Genomic DNA, 18,183 nt, shown 5'->3' with positions numbered 1-18,183 from the left:
ATTCATACCCTATGTCAGACGTAGCAGCAGTCGAACAACTAGTCGAAAAATACAATGCCCTACGGCAGGAAATTAAAAAGGTAATTGTTGGTCAGGACGACGTAGTCGAACAGGTATTGCTTTCAATTTTTTCGGGCGGACATGCTCTTCTAATTGGGGTTCCCGGATTGGCAAAAACGCTCTTGGTCAATACGGTGGCTGAGGCACTGGGGCTCAAGTTTAAACGAATTCAATTTACTCCCGACCTCATGCCCAGTGATATCCTAGGATCTGAGATTCTGGATGAGAACAGACATTTCAAATTTATTAAAGGGCCCATATTCGCCAATATTATCTTGGCCGATGAGATAAACCGTACGCCCCCTAAAACACAGGCCGCCTTATTGGAAGCCATGCAGGAACGCGCGGTGACCATTGCGGGGAATCACTATAAACTGGACCTTCCTTACTTTGTATTGGCTACCCAAAACCCTATTGAACAGGAGGGAACTTACCCCTTGCCCGAAGCACAACTAGATAGATTCATGTTTGCCGTGAATTTGGATTACCCTTCTTTTTCGGAAGAGGTTGAAGTGGTTAAAACAACTACTTCAGGGGAGACGGCGACTGTAAATCCATTATTTTCTTCTGAAGAAATTATCAGATTCCAACAACTAATCCGAAGGATACCGGTAGCCGATAATGTGGTAGAATACGCTGTGACCCTGGTAGGTAAAACCAGACCTAAGAGTCAGGCCGCACCCGAAATGGTTAAAAATTATATCGATTGGGGCGCTGGTCCGCGGGCTTCGCAGAACCTTATCTTAGGGGCAAAAGCGCATGCAGCATTGCACGGCAAATTTTCACCAGATATTGCCGATGTTCAAAAAGTAGCCATTGGGATTCTTCGCCACCGACTCATTAAAAACTACAAGGCCGAAGCCGAAGGCTTGACCATCGAAGAAATTATCCAAAGCTTGTATTAATTTAGTAACTTCATCTGCTGTAAACTAGTTTCAGTATATGAACATTAGCAATAAAAAGCGCAACGTTGGTCTTGATCTAGCCCGAACCATTGCTATTTTATTGGTATTGTTTGCACATACAAGATGGATTAGTGATCACTATCCAAAAGTGGTCGATTATGCGATGCGGCTAAGTGGAACCATAGGGGTTGAGGTCTTTTTTATAATAAGTGGATTTTTAATTGGGAAGATCATCCTTCGGGAAATCCAAAAGCCCGATTTTTCATTTTCGTCAATTAAAACATTTCTTTTCCGACGTTGGTTTCGCACCTTTCCAAATTACTATCTTTTACTCATAGTGAATGTTGTTGTGTGGTACAGTATATATGGAGAATTACCGCAAAAGCTGTACAAGTATTTTTTATATCTTCAGAATGTAACAGACACCTCTTTGCCTTTCTACAGAGTATCGTGGAGTTTGGCAGTAGAACAATTCTCATATATACTTGGGCCGTTCCTGCTGTATGGGCTGATTAAATTATTTCCGAAGAAAAACAGAGAGGCCTTCTTTTTGTATGTGACCCTTTTTATCATTCTTTGTTTTATACTTACAAAAATACATTTCTACTATAATGATACCTTAACCGATATTGTGGACTGGAACGAGTCCATTAGAAAGGTTTTAATCTACCGGTTGGACGTGGTGTATTATGGCTTTTTGCTACGCTATTTGTATGATAAATACCATGCTTGGCTTATCGATCATAAGCGACATATACTACTGGTGGGGCTTGTATGTATCTTCGTACTCCATATATTCAGAGTTCCCTTAGGTTTAACAGTAGGAGAAGCTCCCGCCTTTATGATTATCTTTTATTTACCGCTGAATTCAATTGCAATTGCATGCCTTATCCCGTATTTAGATACTTTGGAAATGACTTTCAAGCCGCTTGTAAAGTTTATCACGACCATCAGTCTTATATCTTATTCATTGTATTTATTACACTATACCATTATTTTACATTCGTTAAAAGCGATCTTTCCTTCTGAAGAATTGCGCGGACTGTCCTTATGGGCCTATACGTTCTTGTATTGGGGTATTACCATCCTACTATCCTACCTTTTGTATGTCTACTTTGAGAAACCCCTAACCGATTTGCGCGATTCACCCAAAATGAAGCGATTATTGGGAAGAAGCTAAATTCAGAATTTCATAATTTAGCATATCAAAAATTAAATAATCATTAAAAAAATGCAATAAAAATTGATATTTAATAAAATATAATCAGTGATTACGGATATTTATTAAACATTTTTGAATTAATCTAAAATTTTGTACTTTCGCTGAACCTTAAAAACATAAAAATTCAACTATGGCATTCGATATTGACATGATAAAAAAGGTCTACGCCCAAATGGCCGAGCGAGTAGATAAGGCACGCGAAATTGTTGGGAGACCACTTACGCTTTCAGAAAAAATACTGTATAATCACCTTTGGGATGGAATGCCAACCAAGGCATTTACACGAGGGAAGGACTATGTAGATTTTGCCCCTGATCGAATTGCCTGTCAGGATGCGACGGCTCAAATGGCCTTGCTGCAATTTATGCAGGCCGGAAAAGATAAGGTAGCCGTACCCACCACTGTACATTGTGATCACCTAATCCAGGCGAAGCAAGGGGCCACTGCCGATCTAAAGCGCGCCAATGAAACGAGCAATGAAGTCTTCGATTTTCTGGAATCAGTGTCCAACAAATACGGAATTGGTTTCTGGAAACCGGGAGCAGGAATTATCCACCAAGTAGTGTTGGAGAATTACGCCTTTCCGGGGGGCATGATGATAGGAACCGATTCGCATACGGTAAATGCCGGTGGTCTCGGAATGGTAGCGATTGGAGTTGGAGGTGCAGATGCTGTAGATGTAATGGCTGGTATGGCGTGGGAATTGAAATTCCCGAAGCTCATTGGGGTTAAATTGACAGGAGAATTAAGCGGCTGGACGGCCTCCAAGGATGTTATACTCAAGGTAGCAGGGATACTAACCGTGAAAGGGGGAACCGGAGCTATCGTCGAATATTTTGGCCCAGGAGCAAAAAACTTGTCGTGTACCGGAAAAGGAACGATTTGTAATATGGGTGCCGAAATAGGAGCGACCACTTCCACCTTCGGATACGACGATGCGATGGAACGTTTTTTACGCGCTACCGATAGAGCCGAAATTGCCGATGAAGCCAATAAAATTAGAAAATACTTGACCGGTGATGACGAAGTATATGCAAATCCTGAAACCTATTTCGATCAGGTGATCGAGATCAACCTTTCCGAATTACGACCACATTTAAACGGACCTTTTACGCCCGATCTTGCAACTCCGGTAGGGCAATTAGGCGAGAAGGCCCGTAAAAACGATTGGCCTTTAAAAGTGGATTGGGGATTGATAGGATCCTGTACCAATTCTTCGTATGAAGATCTAACACGTGCCGCGTCTATTGCGCAACAGGCCATTGATAAGAAACTAAAGCCGAAAAGTGATTTCGGTATTAACCCGGGATCTGAACAGATTCGCTTTACAGCCGAGCGTGACGGTTTGTTGGACGTATTCGAAAATTTAGGTGCGACCATCTTTACCAACGCCTGCGGACCTTGTATAGGACAGTGGGACAGAAGTGATAGAAAGGGAGATGAAAAGAATACCATTGTGCATTCCTTTAACCGAAACTTTTCCAAACGTGCCGATGGAAACCCTAACACCCATGCCTTTGTAGGTTCGCCCGAAATGGTGGCAGCTATTGCAATTTCTGGGCGATTGGATTTCGACCCTATGAACGATACATTGTTAAACGAAGACGGACAGGAAGTGAAGCTGGAGGAACCTCGTGGAATCGAACTACCTCCAAAAGGTTTCGAAGTTGAAGATGCCGGTTATCTAGCACCTGTAGCCGACGGAAGCGGTATCCAAGTGAAGGTAAGTACCACGTCGGAGCGGTTACAGTTATTAGCGCCTTTTGTTCCCATCAAAGATGCCGAATTGCAAGGAGTGAAATTACTTATAAAGGCCTTCGGCAAATGTACCACAGATCACATCTCTATGGCCGGACCCTGGTTGCGTTTTAGAGGTCATTTGGACAATATTGCCAACAACACACTTATTGGGGCCGTTAATGCCTATAATAAGAAAACAAATTTTGTGAAGAATCAGTTGACGGGTGAATACGGCGGTGTTCCCGATGTGCAACGTGAATACAAGGCCAAGGGAATTAAAACCATTGTTGTGGGTGATCATAACTATGGGGAAGGATCTTCCAGAGAGCATGCCGCCATGCAACCGCGCTTCTTAGGAGTGGCTGCTGTTTTGGCAAAATCGTTTGCACGTATCCATGAGACCAATTTAAAGAAACAAGGGATGCTCGGACTCACCTTTGCCAATGAGGCCGACTACGACAAGATTCAGGAAGACGATACCTTTAACTTTGTGGATATTGCATTTTTTGCACCGAATAAGCCATTGACTATAGAAGTGGTGCATAAGGACGGAAGTAAGGATACCATTATGGCAAATCATACCTATAATTTATCTCAAATTGAATGGTATAGAGAAGGTTCCGCCTTGAATCTGATTAAAAAGGAAAATGCGTAACCTGAAATCGCATCGAGACAAAAGCCTCTGTTTTCACAGGGGTTTTTTTATGAAGAAAAGTGATCGTCTATGTATTTTTTTAAAACTGCGATGTCTTCTATTGAAGTAAGGTCGGGGACATGTTCGTTAAAAGGAATCGCCAAGACTGATTTCGGATAATCACGAATCATATTTAAAATGGCAGTTGGCAATTCTTTTTCATTCCGTTCCCGATGTACGGGGCAATTCTTCAAAAAGGGATATATTTTTGCACCATCCAACTTCCACAAATTCATGCTCACCCGAAAGCTGCCATCTAGCTGTCGGTACGGTTCTAATTCTGAAGGATTTGGTTTCTCAACAATATGTGTCAGATAACTTCCGGGATCTAAAATTACCAAGGCAAATGCCGAAATTCGCTCAGTAGAAAATTGCAATCCGTTGCGATCATAGCTAATAAAGGCCTGAGGGCTGTCCGTTCTTCGAACTGCCTCAAGCGCTTCGGAAGAATACAAATTATCTGCATTACAAACCGAAAAAGTTTGTCGCTGTAATTCCGGAAATTGCTCCAGTGTTTGCAAGACCGCATCAGCCGTGCCGAAGGGTTTTGATCGCTCATTCGGAATATGTTGCGTAGCAAAGCGGATGGTCAATTCAGAAAAATATGAGTTGTTTTCGTAGTATTTTTTAAACGCCTCGGCGGCTTCCCCAACGACCAAATAAATGGTGCTGTATCCGGCTTTTTGTGCATTCAGCAACAAATAATCTAACAGGGGTTGGTTGTCTTTCCCCAGTGAGATTAATGCCTTACTTTTTATATTCCCAAGAGAGGCATCGCTGAGTGATTGCTTCATTCTCGAAGAAGCCCCTGCCGCTAGTATGATTAGTGTTTCAGTCATGGTCCTTAAATTGAGTGCCTTCAGAAACCCTAACCGGATAGGCTGCTTTGGCACCGGTTTTTAGAATGGCATTGCAGATAGGGCTTATGTTTTCAGGAGCCGCCAAAACAATGATACTGCCGCCTCCACCTGAACCTACAATCTTAGCTCCGTAAGCGCCGGCCTTCAAAGCCGCATCGATCATGGCATCGATCTTGGGCACCGTAATGTGTAAAATATCTTTTAGAATGTCATGGTGTTGCGACATAAGTTGCCCTATTTTTTTTAAATCGATGGTTTCTTCTTCAAATTCGATCAAGGCATTTTGAGTGATGGCATGATTCTGTACTGCGGCGTAAAAGTACGGCTGTAAGTGATTTGGTATAAACGCATTATAGGCGAGCACTTCTTCCGGTTTTATTTTTTCTAACTGAAAGTCGGGTACATTTTGACGCACCAGATCAATCGCAGCTAAAGCGTTGTTCTTTGCTTCGGAAAGGACCTGCAAGGTTTCCTTTTTAACACCGGAATCGGCCAAAATAAGTCCTTCCATCGAATGTCCAATTGTTTTGTGTGTAAAGGAAACCCCTGTTTCCATATAGATAATATTGCCAAGACTGATGCTGTACTGATCCATCTTACCCCCGGGTTCGTTGTGTTCAAGGACTTCGGCTTCATGTGCCAGTTTGGCGATGAAAGCCGGAGAAAAAGTTTGGTCGCTTCCAAAAGCCTTCAGCAAAAAATGAATCCAGGCAACCACCATGGCGGACGAACTGGAAACGCCTGAATTTATAGGTACGTTTCCGGTAATAGTTATGTGGTATCCATGGGAAGGTACACATCCGTAGCGCTGTACAACACGAATACCCGAAGCAAAATAATCTCTGGGCGCTAGGTTTTCAAAAGTTTCAGAAATTGGAATAATTCTATAGGCATCAATATCGGGCATCGAAATTTCTATCTCATCTTTTAAATTTGGTGCTGCGGTTAGTGTAATCTGCTTGTCAATTGCACCGGCAATGACTGGAAGCCCTAGATAATCCTGATGGTCGCCAAAAAGACAAATTCTTGCGGGAGCGGTAATAGCAATCACTTTTTTTTCAGAAGGGGTCAAAATCTAATAGCTGTCTTTGATCCAGTTATAAGGCTTGCGTTTTACCCAATTTCCACGTGTAAAATCGGGAAAATCCTGTGGTTCTCCATTGTTGGCTATGGATGCTTCGGATAAAGGTGTTATGGCACTCCAGGCTGCTGCGTCGTACACGTCTAGGGGTGGCGCAATATTCTGCTTGGCCGATTCCACAAAGGCGTGAATTACGAAGAAATCCATTCCTCCATGTCCGGCACCCATGGCCTTTTTGCCATATTTCTGCCAAAGCGGATGGTCGTATTTTGTCAGCCATTCGGTGGCTTCGTCCCATTGATGGGGTTTCGAGGTTTTATCTTCTATATAAATTCGGTTTCCATCCACTTCCCAGATGCCTTCACTTCCTTGTACTCGGAAGCCTAGTGAATAGGGGCGAGGGGAGTTGCAATCGTGTGTGACGATGATGGTCTCACCCTTGGCCGTTTCGATCATCGAAGTGATGATATCACCTTGTTTAAACTTTAGTTTGGCATTGGGATGGTCCTTCCCGCCGTGCTTTACAATATAGTTGTGTAAACCAACTCCTTTGGTCGCCATGGAGGTCATAGAGACAAAACGGTTACCTCTGTTGATATCACACATAACAGCGATGGGTCCCACTCCGTGTGTAGGATAGACATCGGCATTTCGAAGTAGGGAATGCTGTGTCCTCCAGGCCGATTCGGAGATTCCTTTTTCACCAAACTCTACGCCAAGACCGTAGGCCGTTTTACCATCATTAAATTTTACAAAGCGCAGATCGTGTTGGTAGCCACATCTGAAATGTAGCAATTCTCCAAACATATTTTGGCGCACCATATTGAGCACCGCCATAATATCTCTTCGATAGCAAACATTTTCGAGGATCATTAGATGAGAACCGGTCTGTTCGTGAAGATTCACCAAGTCCCAACACTCTTCCATGGTATTAGCGGCCGAAACTTCCAATCCGGTGTATTTTCCTGCAACCATGGCATCCTTGGCCATACGGGCGTGCCAAAGCCAGGGTGTAGAAATGATCACAGCATCGACTTCGGCTAGTGCTAAGAGGTCTTTGTACGCATATTCATTACTGCTAAATACCTTTGGTTTTTTTTGATCGGCCTTCGATATCATTTCGAGGGCTATGGTGTTTCTGCGTTCATCGATATCACATATAGCCACTACGTTTACGTCATCGCGAAGTAGAACATTGTTTAAGTGGTTTGTCCCCCTTAGACCAACACCTATTAGTCCTATATTTAATTTTTCCTTTGAAGTGTTAAAACCTGAGCCGAAGGTAAGTTGTGGCGATAAGGCTATACCGGTTCCTAGAATTGCAGTTTTCTTTACAAAATCTCGTCTTGAGCTCATGGGTTTCTAATTTAGTTGTCTTACAAAATTAACCAAATAAATGACGTAAAGAATTGTATTAAAAATTAAAAACCTTCCGGAATTCTCCGAAAGGTTTTGCCATTTAAAATTTGAATCGCGCAGTTATCGAATCTGATAGATACTGAACGAACTATCCTCAAAGGATCCCAAGAGATCCACCGATCCAAGAGCAATACTACCCTCTATCTGAAACTGAATGGTATCACCTACGGTAAGTGCTACAAGGGTACTGTTCTGTCGCACGGGTGGTGTTACATTGACCCCTAATACGCCAATATTGGCGAAACTGTTTCTGCTAATGGTAGTTCCATTTTTAAGAATCATTACCCCAAAGTTTGTGGCTATTCCAATCGTGCTATTTGCTTCAATCTGAACATCAATTTGGTAGATTCCATCTTGTTTTGCTGTATAGGTATAGGTGGTGGTATTGTATTCATTATTTGTATCAAAATCCTCACTGTCAAAAGGAATTATTTGTGTCCCACTTAACAACGATAAATTGATAAGACCGGCGCTTGAAAATGATCCTTTTACGGTTGTAGGAAGAGCGACGTCAATCACGGAAGTAGCAGGAATGGATTTTACATAACTACTGCTAACAACAAGAATAGAGTCTTTAATATTGCTTAAAGTGGTTTCCTCTGTAACGGATCTTATTTTTAGATTACCATTGATGTCGAGAGTTGACGTAGGTGCGGTGGTCCCAACTCCAACTTGTGAATAGATGGTAGTTGATAGGAGCATAAGTAGGTAACAAAATTTCAAATTCATAATACATAGATTTACGTATATAAATTTGGGGAGTGGGATAAAAGTAAGAATAATACTACAAAAAACAAATTATATCGACGAAAGACACATTTTTTTAAATTTTGACTTATTATTTTGTTAAGTGCTTTCAATACTATTGTTGAATTCTAAAATGAATTTACCGCAGAGTTGGGCAGAGATTTCATATCTTTTCAAGGCTATTTTCAAATTCAATAAATAGATGAATTTTCTAAAAAAGAATTGGATTGATATTGTATTTGTTGTGATACTACTGGTTGTTTTGATTCCTCAAATCAGAGTACCCGTACAAGTGTTCTTACAGCGCTTTATTTCTATGGCTCCTTCCGAAATTGATAAGGATGAAAGAGAGACTATTGCTAATTACACATGGGAGTTGGCATCTTTGGAGGGAAACAAGGTAGCTTTTTCTCAATCTGAAGGAAGGGTGGTGCTTGTCAATTATTGGGCTAGCTGGTGTCCGCCATGCGTAGCTGAAATGCCGTCGCTTCAAACCTTGTATGAAAGGTATGGAGATCGCGTTGATTTCTACTTCGTCACATCGGAAGAAGCGGTGGTGGCCAAAAAATTTCTTCAGAATACGGGATATACTTTTCCGGTATACATATCGTCCCACTGGCCTCCAAAGGAGTTGCAAACACAAACACTTCCTACTACCTATTTAATTTCTAAAGAGGGGGAAATTGTTATTAAAAAAACCGGTGTGGCCAATTGGTCTAGTGAAAAAGTCTTGAAGACGATAGATAACCTACTGCTTCAGTGATTGCTTTTTCTTCTCAAAGTATTCGGTCAATACTAAAACGGTGAGTAACATACTAAAGGCATAGATGGCATCTTCAATTGGAATGGTGCCCAATCGTATGCCAAGATTTTCGGCATTGTTGTACCAAACAACAGGAACTTCTAAACCACTTCCGGTAAGGATGCCATTTACAATAAAAAAGGGCAGCAGTATGATTAAAAAAGTTGGAATAAATACTTGCAATAATTTCCTATTTATGTTGTAAACAATTCCCAATAAAATAATGGCATACGCGAAATTAACAAGCGTATACCAACGATCGTATACATACCATAATACTAGTATCAGCGTGGTAAGGAGCGTTATGTAGATTATATTTGTACTCTTTTCAGAAAATAAAAAGTTTGGAAATATTTGTTGCAGAGACTCATGTGTAAAAATACAGGCGTAGGGAATACAAATAAAGAAAAGCCATTCTTCCAATGGCAAGTTGAATACGTAGATTCCCGAAATATAATCTTCATTAAACCCCCAAATACCTTGCTGCGTGAATATAACATCCCATGCGATAAAGATCACCATCATAATGGCAATCGCCGGAAACAGTGACCTCCATTTTTTATAGAACCTAAGTTTTGGATGAAAACTAAAAAGAAAAGGGATTATAATCGAACCTATATTTATATACAGATATAGATATTTCATGAATTATTTTTTGAAATATTTTAAAGGAGGAAACAGCATTCCAAAGCACTCACCATTTTCTTTTCCGAGATGCTTGTGATGCATTTTGTGTGCACGTCTTATTCCCCTTGCATACCAATTGTTTGCATTTCTAAAAAACTTAAACCGCTGGTGGATAAAAATATCGTGTACTATAAAATAGGTGCTTCCGTACGCAAAAATACCTAAACCAATGGGCAATCCCGCCCAGAATCCATAGTAATTCCATCCTATAAAACAGCCAATACTTACGGCAGCATAAAAGACAAAAAACAGGTCATTGCGTTCCCACCAACTGCTGTGCCCTTTATGATGGTGGTCCTTGTGTAATTTCCATAAAAATCCGTGCATGATATATTTATGACTAAACCACGCCATAAACTCCATCACGCAGTAGGTGGTTAAAAAGATTAATATCCAAAAAAAAGTAGTCATACTGTTTTCTTAAATCAAATTTTTTAGAGCACTATTATTTCACCAAATTCAACTGATATTTTACATAACTTCGGGTTAAGAGACCCACCTTTTCGTAGTTAGGTACTCTAATCCGGGTGTTTTTAATATCGATGGCCGGTGTGCGATGTAATTTTCTAAGTAACCGCCGGTAATAACGATAGGCCATATATACTCCCAACTTTGCTTCAGCGGGTAACTGTAAGATACCTTGGTACCCAATTTTAAAATCGGTTTCTATATCCTGGATGATAGCTTCTTTGGACGCTTCATCTAGGGCAGCCAAATTTGTGTTGGGGAAATAGGTTCTGCTTAGTCCTTCGAAGTCTTCTTTGAGGTCTCGTAAAAAGTTTACTTTCTGAAAAGCAGACCCCAAATGCATGGCCGCTTCCTTTAATTGTTCATATTTATTGAGATCGCCTTTTACAAATACTTTGAGGCACATAAGTCCTACTACATTTGCCGAGCCGTAAATATACTCGTTGTATTCTGCATCGGTGTGGTATTCATTTTTAGTAAGATCGAAACGCATGCTTCGCATAAAGGCGTTGATCAATTCATCTCCTATTTCGTACGTATGTACTGTATGTTGAAATGAATTTAAAATAGGATTCAGGCTTATCCTTTCTGAAAGCGCCAATTGAAGATCGTTTTCAAAACGATTAAAGAGCGTTTCTTTGTCATAATCATGAAACGAATCCACAATTTCATCTGCCAAACGCACGAATCCATAAATATTGTAAATATCCTGCCGGATCGATGGTGCCAACATTTTGGTAGCCATCGAAAAGGATGTACTGTAGGTGTGCGTCACCTTCTTACTACAAGTTTGAGATACGATGTCGAATAATGCTTTCACGATGTTGTTATTTCTTTTTGTATTAATCCGGCTACCAACTTTCCCGATATGAGCGAAGGTGGTACGCCTGGGCCGGGAACGCTCAACTGACCGGTAAAAAACATATTACGTACTTTTTTACTTTTTAACTTGGGGCGTAAAAAAGCAGTTTGCATTAGTGTGTTTGCCAATCCATATGCGTTTCCCTTATATGAATTATAGTCGGCTATAAAGTCATTTATACAAAAAGACTCCTTAAATATAACGTAATTATTTACTTCTTGGTTGGTGATATTTTCGAATCTAGACATAATTTTCTCGAAATATTCTTCTCGTATTTCCTGGATGTCTGTTAGTCCGGGAGCCAAGGGAATAAGAAAAATTCCAGCTTCGTTATCGGCCGGGGCACAATGTGTATCGGTTATTGACGGAAAGCTTGCGTAGAATAAGGGAGCCTCCGGCCATTGAGGCGCATCGTAAATATCTCTGGCATGCGCTTCAAAATCTACATCAAAAAACAGGCTGTGATGTGATACATTTTTTAATTTTTTACTGAACCCTACATAAAAGAGCAATGCAGAAGGAGCGAAGGTTCTCCTGCTCCAATAAGCTTCTGAATACTGCCGGTATTTTGGCTCCAATAAGGATTCGGTATGATGATAATCGGCGCCACTCACGACTATATCTGAAGCCAAACTATCTCCATTTATAACTAGACCTACCGCGTTTCTATCTTCCACTACAATCTTTTCGACCTTTTGATTGGTTTTAATCGTAACACCCAGTTCTTCTGCTAGGGCTTGCATGGCTTGAATGACACTATACATGCCATTTTCCGGATAAAATGTGCCTAAGCCGAAGTCGGCATAATTCATAAAACTGTAGAACGCAGGAGTCTTAGATGGCTTTGCTCCTAAAAAAAGTACAGGGAATTCAAGAATAGAAATCAATTTTGGATTTTTGAACTCTTTTCGGACTTCCTTACTGACGGTACTAAAGAATTGCCCTATCTTTTTAACGGTTAGGGGAGTGATCAATTCAAGAGGTGAGACTCCGGGGCGGTACACAAGGTCCTTGATGGCTATTTGATAATTGTCCAAAGCTTCTGACATAAATTTCCGTAGCTTTATGGAGCTTCCGGATTCTTCTTTTTCAAACGCGATACAAATTTTTTCGAGCGTGTCTTCTATTGTGATTGTTTCATCCTTCCCGAAAAAAACGGTATAGGCCGGATTCAACTTGGTGAGTTTGTAATAATGGGTTGTTTTTTTATTGAAATCTGAAAAAAAACGTTCAAAAACATCGGGCATCCAATACCAGGAGGGACCAATATCAAAAGTAAACCCATCGCGTGTTAATTGGCGTGCACGACCACCCACAGTGTTGTTTTTTTCGAATACGGTCACCTTATGCCCTGCCTGCGCGAGATAGCAGGCAGCAGCAAGGGAAGAAAATCCGGATCCTATGATGGAGATATTTTTCATTTAAATTGTTTAACAAATATAGAATATATTTAAACAAAAATGCAAAGAGTACTGTATTTTAGGAAAATTTTAGTGTTTCTAGGGCATCGATAAGCGTATTCAGATTTGGGATTAGCCGAACACATTTTGGCAACTTGATTGATTCCATTTCTCTGGTCTTGTTTCCCATGGCCCACAGCGAGCAGCTTTTGTGTCCACAAACCTCAGTATCGAAGGTGTGCAAATAGTCCTGGAGCGATTGCAATTGTGGTTCTACTGTAAAGTAGGACAGGAAGGTTACATTTTCATGGTGTTTAAGCACATAATGCAGACTGTCCATTGGAATGTTGTTTCCTAAGTAGATCGTTTTAAATCCGGCTGAAAGGATTTCGAAATTACAATACAACAAACCTATTTCGTGAATTTCCTGATAGGGCAAGTACAGGGCGAATATCCTATCATTTTTTTGCTGAAATTCTTGTTGGGCCGTTTCTATTTGAAGGATCACCTTTTGTTTGATCAATTCAGAAATAAACCGTTCGTGTGCCGGATCGATGCTGCCCGATTGCCATAGTAAACCAATATCAGAAAGTAAGGGCAAGAACACATCAAAGAAAATCTCTCTAAACGATTTGGTTTCAGCAAGTTGATGAAAAGTTGTGTTAAAGCGTAAATAATCAAAATCGAACATAGCCATTTTAAAGACTTTTTGTGCAATTTCGCCTTCTCTCTCAACGGCTTCTTTTTGAATAAGTTCCTGAAGTTGAAGGTTGCTTAATTGTGCAATTTTAGAGATCTTAAAACCATTGTTATAAAGAAAAGTAACGTTAAGTAGCTTTTTTAGATTCTCTAAATTGTACGTTCTAATATTGGTGTCGGTCCTACTCGGAGTCAGTAGATTGTATCTTTTTTCCCAAATACGAATGGTATGTGCTTTGACATTGCTGAGGTTTTCCAGATCCTTTATACTAAACTGCGTTTTTACAGACATTTGCGTTCAAAATAGAGGGGAAAGTACTAAAAAAAATGTAATAAGAGCTAAACTGTTGAAGAAGAAGTTGAAAATACTCAACAGAATTATCCATTTGCACGCCACGCCCGCTTTGGGCTTACTTAAGCGTACAAAAAAAGCCATCCGTGTTGATGATTAGCTTGTATCCCTTGCTGTGACAGTTTTTTAGAGACGGCTCCCTGCCAAAAGGCGTGCTAAAATTTACGCCTTTTGTCCGCTCGCCACGCCCGCTTTGGGCTTACTTAAGCGTACAAAAAAAGCCATCCGTGAATAGATGACTTTGTAAGTACCCGGAATGGGACTTGAACCCACACGCCCAAAGGACACATGGCCCTCAACCATGCCTGTCTACCAATTCCAGCACCCGGGTAGGTGTGTTGACCTTACTTTACCTGCTTTTATAAGCTATTATAAAGCCAAAAAAAAAGCTAAACCAAGGGTTTAACTTTTTTTGGTGACCTGGCTGGGGCTCGAACCCAGGACCACCTCCTTAAAAGGGAGGTGCTCTACCAACTGAGCTACCAGGTCTTCCTTGAATGCGGGTGCAAATATACTATCATTAAATTTATTTTTCAAACCAATTTATAATTTAATTGTAAAAAAAAAAGAATCCTGCTAAGTATCAGTATTTTTAGATATTTGTACAATGGAAACTGGCTTGAAAATAGTGTTATTTGGATATATGGGAAGTGGAAAATCTTCTGTTGGAGTAGAATTAGCTTCAGCAATTCAATTCACTTTTGTAGACCTGGATACAGAAATAGAAAAAAGAGAAGGTTGTAGCATTCCGGAATTATTTCAAACAAAGGGCGAGATATATTTCAGAAAAAAAGAAAACACACTCATTAAGCAACTTGTCAATTCGGATGAAAAACTCGTAATCGCTACCGGTGGAGGGACACCTTGTTATGGCGATACCCTAGCATTTTTGTTAAAACAGGATCATGTGATCATTGTTTACCTGAAGGCTTCATTGGATACGCTTACCCATCGACTTTTTGATGAAAAATTAAAACGGCCGTTACTTAGTCATTTGGAAACAGAAAATGAAATGAAAGACTTTGTTAGAAAACACCTATTCGAGCGGGCTCACTTTTACAATCAAGCGACTTACGTCATTCACACAGACCATGCCTCGGTCTCAGAAATTATAGAAAAAATAGTGGTAAAATTATTCTAAAACGGCGCGATCCTTATGCTTTTCAAAAATGACCGAAACATTCTCATTTAGGGAAGTAGACAGCGAAATACCTTTAAAATCTGCTTTTACAGGATATTTCTTGTGATTTCGATCTACCAACACTGCCGTTTTAAATTGCTTTAATGGAACTTCTAAAAAATGTTTTACTCCATAAATTAACGTGGTGCCTGAATGCAAAACATCGTCCACAAGTAACAGTGACTTATTTTGATATTCCTCCGGTCTTAAAGAAGTTATAATCGGATTGGTAGGTTTTTTTTTATCGATAATCACTTCACATAGGCGCACTGTGATAGGAGAAATATGTTCGACCGCTTCTTTCAATTTTTTGGCAAACAAGTAACCATTTTCCCTAATTCCGGCAATAATAACTTCTTTTTCATTGACATTGGTTTCATAGACCTGATAGGCAATTCGTTTGATCTTGTGATCAATTTGCTTTTTGTCTAAAATTACAGTGCTTGTCTGTGTCATAAAGAAAGTTTTTTCAAAGATAGTAAATACCGTTGCTTTTACGAATCTGTAGTGTCTGTAAAATCTTCCAGATCCCGTCGGTCCTTTTTGGTAGGACGACCAATTCCTTTTTTGCGGTAGTAGTCCTTAGAATAATTCAATAAATCCAATTTTTCAAAGGCTTCTTTTGGAGTGGTATCTTTTCGGTAGATATCTACCAACTTGGCTCCTAATCTGCTTTCAGGAAGGTCTAAGACTTCGAGCGAATAATTAATCTGATCTCTACGCACACCTATGGCATCTCCCGGATAGACATCTCTGGAGGGCTTCACAATTTCATTGTTTACACGCACTGCACCTTTCTTGCATGCCTGTGTAGCAATACTTCGGGTTTTATAATAACGTATACACCACAAGTATTTATCTATTCTCATACCAATAACATTAAAAGTACGTTAATCTTTAAAGCAAAAATAGCGGAAAATTGTATCTTGCGCCATCAAAAAATTTAGAATGAAGAAAGCATATTTTTTATTGCCCTTGGTATTTTTGTTAGCAATAGTTGTCTATTCGTGTAAGAAAGATGATGGCGTAGAACGAATTCCGCCCAGGGACCGGGGAGAAGAGTCAATAGATGCTACCGCCAGTATTGAAGCCTTTTTGGAAACCCATTTTTATAATTATGAAGAATTTGAAAACCCATCGGCCGATTTCGATTATATTATTCGATTCGATAGCCTTATTGGTGACAATGCGAATAAGACTCCATTAATAGATCAAGTTTTAACTAAAACGGTTCAAGACAGAGTAGACGATGATGTTACCTATACGTTGTACTATTTAATAGCGAAACAAGGTGGAGGAAAGCAAATTCAGTTTCCGGATATTGGGACCATGTCCTATGAGGGAAGGCAGTTAGATAATGTGCTGTTTGACGGCTCTGTTGAACCTGTTCGATTTGACCTAACCGGAATTATTGATGGTTTACAGGATGCACTGATTGAATTTAAAACCGCAGTTGGAGATCCAATAATCAATGCCGATGGAACGGTAGACTTTGAAGATTATGGAGCAGGAGCCGTATTTATTCCCTCGGGATTGGGATACTTTTCAAGCCCTCCTCCTGGAAGCGGCATAGGCGTTTATGCACAATTAATATTTACGTTCCGACTTTACAAGGCCGAACAAGGGGATCAAGACGGCGATGGTGTTCCTTCGATATATGAAGACATTAATGGGAACGGACTTGAAGAGGACGATGATACCGATAATGATTTAAATCCGAATTTTGCCGATGTAGATGACGACAATGATGGACGACTTACCAAAGATGAAATCGTTGTCACTGTGTATACTATAGATGAGGGAGAGCCTGAGCCAATTTTGGGCGAAGATGAAGTAGAAGTAAAAAGAGAAGTCGATGATTCAACCGGAAAAATTACGATAACCACCGTGACTTTTACGGATGCCAATAACGATGGTATACCAGATTATTTAGATGAAAATATATAATCGCTTTACTAAATTGAAATAAAAAAGCCTCGCAACTGCGAGGCTTTTTTTTGATTTGGATTTACCGGAGGCAATGGCAAAAAAAGATTTACTTGCGTGCAATCACTTTTAGTGCCGCTTTCACGATTGCTTCGGCATTTAAACCATACTTTTCCATTAGCTGTTCGGGTGTACCGGACTCGCCAAAGGTGTCTTGTGTAGCTATAAATTCTTGTGGACTCGGGGTATTTTCGGCTAAAACTCTGGATACACTTTCACCAAGGCCGCCTAAATAATTGTGTTCTTCGGCGGTGACAACGCATCCTGTTTTACTAACGCTTGATAGAATCGCTTTATTGTCTAACGGTTTTATGGTATGAATGTTTAGAACATCGGCAGAGATTCCCTGCTTCTGAAGTGTTTCAGCAGCCTGCAATGCCTCCCAAACCAAATGCCCGGTGGCGATTAGGGTTACATCAGTTCCCTCTTGTAAATGAACGGCTTTTCCAATTTCGAAGGATTGATCTTCGGGCGTGAAGTTGGCAACTTTTGGTCTCCCGAAGCGGAGATATACCGGACCTTTGTGTTTTGCAATAGCGATGGTTGCTGCCTTGGTCTGATTGTAATCACAGGTATTGATCACTGTCATGCCGGGCAGCATTTTCATTAGGCCAATATCTTCAAGAATTTGATGTGTGGCTCCATCCTCACCTAGGGTGAGTCCGGCATGCGAAGCACATATTTTTACATTCTTGTGACTATAGGCAATACTTTGGCGAATCTGATCATAAACCCTTCCGGTAGAAAAATTAGCAAAGGTTCCAGTAAAAGGAATTTTTCCACCAATCGTCATTCCTGCAGCTATTCCCATCATATTGGCTTCGGCGATACCCACTTGAAAAAAGCGTTCCGGATGGTTGGCTTTAAAGTCGTCCATTTTTAAAGAGCCGGTCAGGTCTGCACAAAGGGCCACCACCTGATCGTTGGTTTTACCTAATTCAGTAAGACCCGCTCCAAATCCCGATCGCGTATCCTTTTTACCACTATCTGTATATTTTTTCATGCTATTTTTTTCAGAA

18 protein-coding genes and 2 tRNA genes are annotated in these 18,183 nt (G+C 40.4%); 6 read left to right on the top strand and 14 right to left on the bottom strand.

The annotated features are described in order from the left end of the window. Positions 1-11 precede the first annotated feature (11 nt). The 3 genes from K8F54_RS04495 to K8F54_RS04485 all read left to right on the top strand — a co-directional run bounded on the left by K8F54_RS04495 (position 12) and on the right by K8F54_RS04485 (position 4,582). A complete protein-coding gene (locus K8F54_RS04495) occupies positions 12-965 on the top strand; it encodes a MoxR family ATPase (protein ID WP_290787633.1) in 954 nt (317 codons plus the stop codon). 37 nt (positions 966-1,002) lie between these two features. Next, positions 1,003-2,145: an acyltransferase gene (locus K8F54_RS04490; protein WP_290787631.1), complete on the top strand. Its 1,143-nt coding sequence runs from the start codon at positions 1,003-1,005 to the stop codon at positions 2,143-2,145. 172 nt (positions 2,146-2,317) lie between these two features. Beyond that, positions 2,318-4,582: an aconitate hydratase gene (locus tag K8F54_RS04485; RefSeq protein WP_290787628.1), complete on the top strand. Its 2,265-nt coding sequence runs from the start codon at positions 2,318-2,320 to the stop codon at positions 4,580-4,582. A 47-nt stretch (positions 4,583-4,629) separates the two neighbouring features. On the opposite strand, the gene K8F54_RS04480 is transcribed toward K8F54_RS04485, so the two are convergent. The 4 genes from K8F54_RS04480 to K8F54_RS04465 form a co-directional block, all read right to left on the bottom strand. Further along, entirely contained in the window at positions 4,630-5,460 is an 831-nt protein-coding gene (locus K8F54_RS04480; protein WP_290787625.1) for a sugar phosphate nucleotidyltransferase, read from the bottom strand. Continuing rightward, positions 5,453-6,532 (bottom strand): galactokinase family protein, encoded by a 1,080-nt coding sequence (locus tag K8F54_RS04475; protein WP_290787622.1) that lies wholly within the window; start codon positions 6,530-6,532, stop codon positions 5,453-5,455. The genes K8F54_RS04480 and K8F54_RS04475 overlap by 8 nt, the downstream gene beginning before the upstream one ends. 24 nt (positions 6,533-6,556) lie before the next feature. Then, entirely contained in the window at positions 6,557-7,918 is a 1,362-nt protein-coding gene (locus K8F54_RS04470; protein ID WP_290787619.1) for a Gfo/Idh/MocA family oxidoreductase, read from the bottom strand. Positions 7,919-8,041: 123 nt separating this feature from the next. Further along, complete coding sequence (locus tag K8F54_RS04465; protein WP_290787617.1) at positions 8,042-8,710, bottom strand: hypothetical protein; 669 nt, start codon at positions 8,708-8,710, stop codon at positions 8,042-8,044. A 220-nt stretch (positions 8,711-8,930) separates the two neighbouring features. Here K8F54_RS04465 and K8F54_RS04460 point away from each other — a divergent pair, with 220 nt between their 5' ends. Beyond that, positions 8,931-9,491, top strand: a complete 561-nt coding sequence (locus tag K8F54_RS04460) for a TlpA disulfide reductase family protein (protein WP_290787614.1) — start codon at positions 8,931-8,933, stop codon at positions 9,489-9,491. On the opposite strand, the gene K8F54_RS04455 is transcribed toward K8F54_RS04460, so the two are convergent. From K8F54_RS04455 to K8F54_RS04425, 7 genes are all read right to left on the bottom strand, one after another. Continuing rightward, positions 9,477-10,175, bottom strand: a complete 699-nt coding sequence (locus tag K8F54_RS04455; protein WP_290787611.1) for a lycopene cyclase domain-containing protein — start codon at positions 10,173-10,175, stop codon at positions 9,477-9,479. The genes K8F54_RS04460 and K8F54_RS04455 overlap by 15 nt on opposite strands. A gap of 3 nt (positions 10,176-10,178) precedes the next feature. Then, a complete protein-coding gene (locus K8F54_RS04450; protein ID WP_290787608.1) occupies positions 10,179-10,628 on the bottom strand; it encodes a sterol desaturase family protein in 450 nt (149 codons plus the stop codon). Positions 10,629-10,662: 34 nt separating this feature from the next. Beyond that, positions 10,663-11,505, bottom strand: a complete 843-nt coding sequence (locus K8F54_RS04445; protein ID WP_290787605.1) for a phytoene/squalene synthase family protein — start codon at positions 11,503-11,505, stop codon at positions 10,663-10,665. Continuing rightward, on the bottom strand, positions 11,502-12,968 hold the full coding sequence (gene crtI, locus K8F54_RS04440; RefSeq protein ID WP_290787602.1) for a phytoene desaturase family protein: 1,467 nt from the start codon (positions 12,966-12,968) through the stop codon (positions 11,502-11,504). The genes K8F54_RS04445 and crtI overlap by 4 nt, the downstream gene beginning before the upstream one ends. A 58-nt stretch (positions 12,969-13,026) precedes the next feature. After that, positions 13,027-13,938: a MerR family transcriptional regulator gene (locus K8F54_RS04435; protein WP_290787599.1), complete on the bottom strand. Its 912-nt coding sequence runs from the start codon at positions 13,936-13,938 to the stop codon at positions 13,027-13,029. Between the two features lie 308 nt (positions 13,939-14,246). Next, positions 14,247-14,329 (bottom strand) — tRNA-Leu (locus K8F54_RS04430). Positions 14,330-14,411: 82 nt separating this feature from the next. Then, positions 14,412-14,487 (bottom strand) — tRNA-Lys (locus K8F54_RS04425). Positions 14,488-14,605: 118 nt separating this feature from the next. Here K8F54_RS04425 and K8F54_RS04420 point away from each other — a divergent pair. After that, complete coding sequence (locus tag K8F54_RS04420) at positions 14,606-15,139, top strand: shikimate kinase (protein ID WP_290787596.1); 534 nt, start codon at positions 14,606-14,608, stop codon at positions 15,137-15,139. Here the strand turns inward: K8F54_RS04420 and K8F54_RS04415 are convergent. Then, positions 15,131-15,634 (bottom strand): phosphoribosyltransferase family protein, encoded by a 504-nt coding sequence (locus K8F54_RS04415; RefSeq protein ID WP_290787593.1) that lies wholly within the window; start codon positions 15,632-15,634, stop codon positions 15,131-15,133. The two genes, K8F54_RS04420 and K8F54_RS04415, sit on opposite strands and share 9 nt — an antisense overlap. Positions 15,635-15,672: 38 nt before the next feature. Further along, positions 15,673-16,047 (bottom strand): RNA-binding S4 domain-containing protein, encoded by a 375-nt coding sequence (locus tag K8F54_RS04410; protein ID WP_290787588.1) that lies wholly within the window; start codon positions 16,045-16,047, stop codon positions 15,673-15,675. 79 nt (positions 16,048-16,126) lie between these two features. On the opposite strand from K8F54_RS04410, the gene K8F54_RS04405 reads away from it, so the two are divergent. Further along, positions 16,127-17,125: a hypothetical protein gene (locus K8F54_RS04405; RefSeq protein ID WP_290787584.1), complete on the top strand. Its 999-nt coding sequence runs from the start codon at positions 16,127-16,129 to the stop codon at positions 17,123-17,125. 88 nt (positions 17,126-17,213) lie between these two features. Here the strand turns inward: K8F54_RS04405 and K8F54_RS04400 are convergent, their stop codons facing one another. Continuing rightward, on the bottom strand, positions 17,214-18,167 hold the full coding sequence (locus K8F54_RS04400; RefSeq protein ID WP_290787581.1) for a transketolase C-terminal domain-containing protein: 954 nt from the start codon (positions 18,165-18,167) through the stop codon (positions 17,214-17,216). Positions 18,168-18,183: the final 16 nt, after the last annotated feature.

This window comes from Altibacter sp., assembly GCF_019913785.1.
GTDB lineage: Bacteria > Bacteroidota > Bacteroidia > Flavobacteriales > Flavobacteriaceae > Altibacter.
Note: the sequence above shows the minus strand (reverse complement) of the source record. Positions and strands in the feature narration are given on the sequence as shown.

Excerpts from the sequence above, each read along its gene's own strand:
- K8F54_RS04495 (WP_290787633.1), top strand. The coding sequence starts at position 12 with ATGTCAGACGTAGCAGCAGTCGAACAACTAGTCGAAAAATACAATGCC.
- K8F54_RS04490 (WP_290787631.1), top strand. The coding sequence starts at position 1,003 with ATGAACATTAGCAATAAAAAGCGCAACGTTGGTCTTGATCTAGCCCGA.
- K8F54_RS04485 (WP_290787628.1), top strand. The coding sequence starts at position 2,318 with ATGGCATTCGATATTGACATGATAAAAAAGGTCTACGCCCAAATGGCC.
- K8F54_RS04480 (WP_290787625.1), bottom strand. The coding sequence starts at position 5,460 with ATGACTGAAACACTAATCATACTAGCGGCAGGGGCTTCTTCGAGAATG.
- K8F54_RS04470 (WP_290787619.1), bottom strand. The coding sequence starts at position 7,918 with ATGAGCTCAAGACGAGATTTTGTAAAGAAAACTGCAATTCTAGGAACC.
- K8F54_RS04465 (WP_290787617.1), bottom strand. The coding sequence starts at position 8,710 with ATGAATTTGAAATTTTGTTACCTACTTATGCTCCTATCAACTACCATC.
- K8F54_RS04460 (WP_290787614.1), top strand. The coding sequence starts at position 8,931 with ATGAATTTTCTAAAAAAGAATTGGATTGATATTGTATTTGTTGTGATA.
- K8F54_RS04455 (WP_290787611.1), bottom strand. The coding sequence starts at position 10,175 with ATGAAATATCTATATCTGTATATAAATATAGGTTCGATTATAATCCCT.
- K8F54_RS04450 (WP_290787608.1), bottom strand. The coding sequence starts at position 10,628 with ATGACTACTTTTTTTTGGATATTAATCTTTTTAACCACCTACTGCGTG.
- crtI (WP_290787602.1), bottom strand. The coding sequence starts at position 12,968 with ATGAAAAATATCTCCATCATAGGATCCGGATTTTCTTCCCTTGCTGCT.
- K8F54_RS04435 (WP_290787599.1), bottom strand. The coding sequence starts at position 13,938 with ATGTCTGTAAAAACGCAGTTTAGTATAAAGGATCTGGAAAACCTCAGC.
- K8F54_RS04420 (WP_290787596.1), top strand. The coding sequence starts at position 14,606 with ATGGAAACTGGCTTGAAAATAGTGTTATTTGGATATATGGGAAGTGGA.
- K8F54_RS04415 (WP_290787593.1), bottom strand. The coding sequence starts at position 15,634 with ATGACACAGACAAGCACTGTAATTTTAGACAAAAAGCAAATTGATCAC.
- K8F54_RS04410 (WP_290787588.1), bottom strand. The coding sequence starts at position 16,047 with ATGAGAATAGATAAATACTTGTGGTGTATACGTTATTATAAAACCCGA.
- K8F54_RS04405 (WP_290787584.1), top strand. The coding sequence starts at position 16,127 with ATGAAGAAAGCATATTTTTTATTGCCCTTGGTATTTTTGTTAGCAATA.
- K8F54_RS04400 (WP_290787581.1), bottom strand. The coding sequence starts at position 18,167 with ATGAAAAAATATACAGATAGTGGTAAAAAGGATACGCGATCGGGATTT.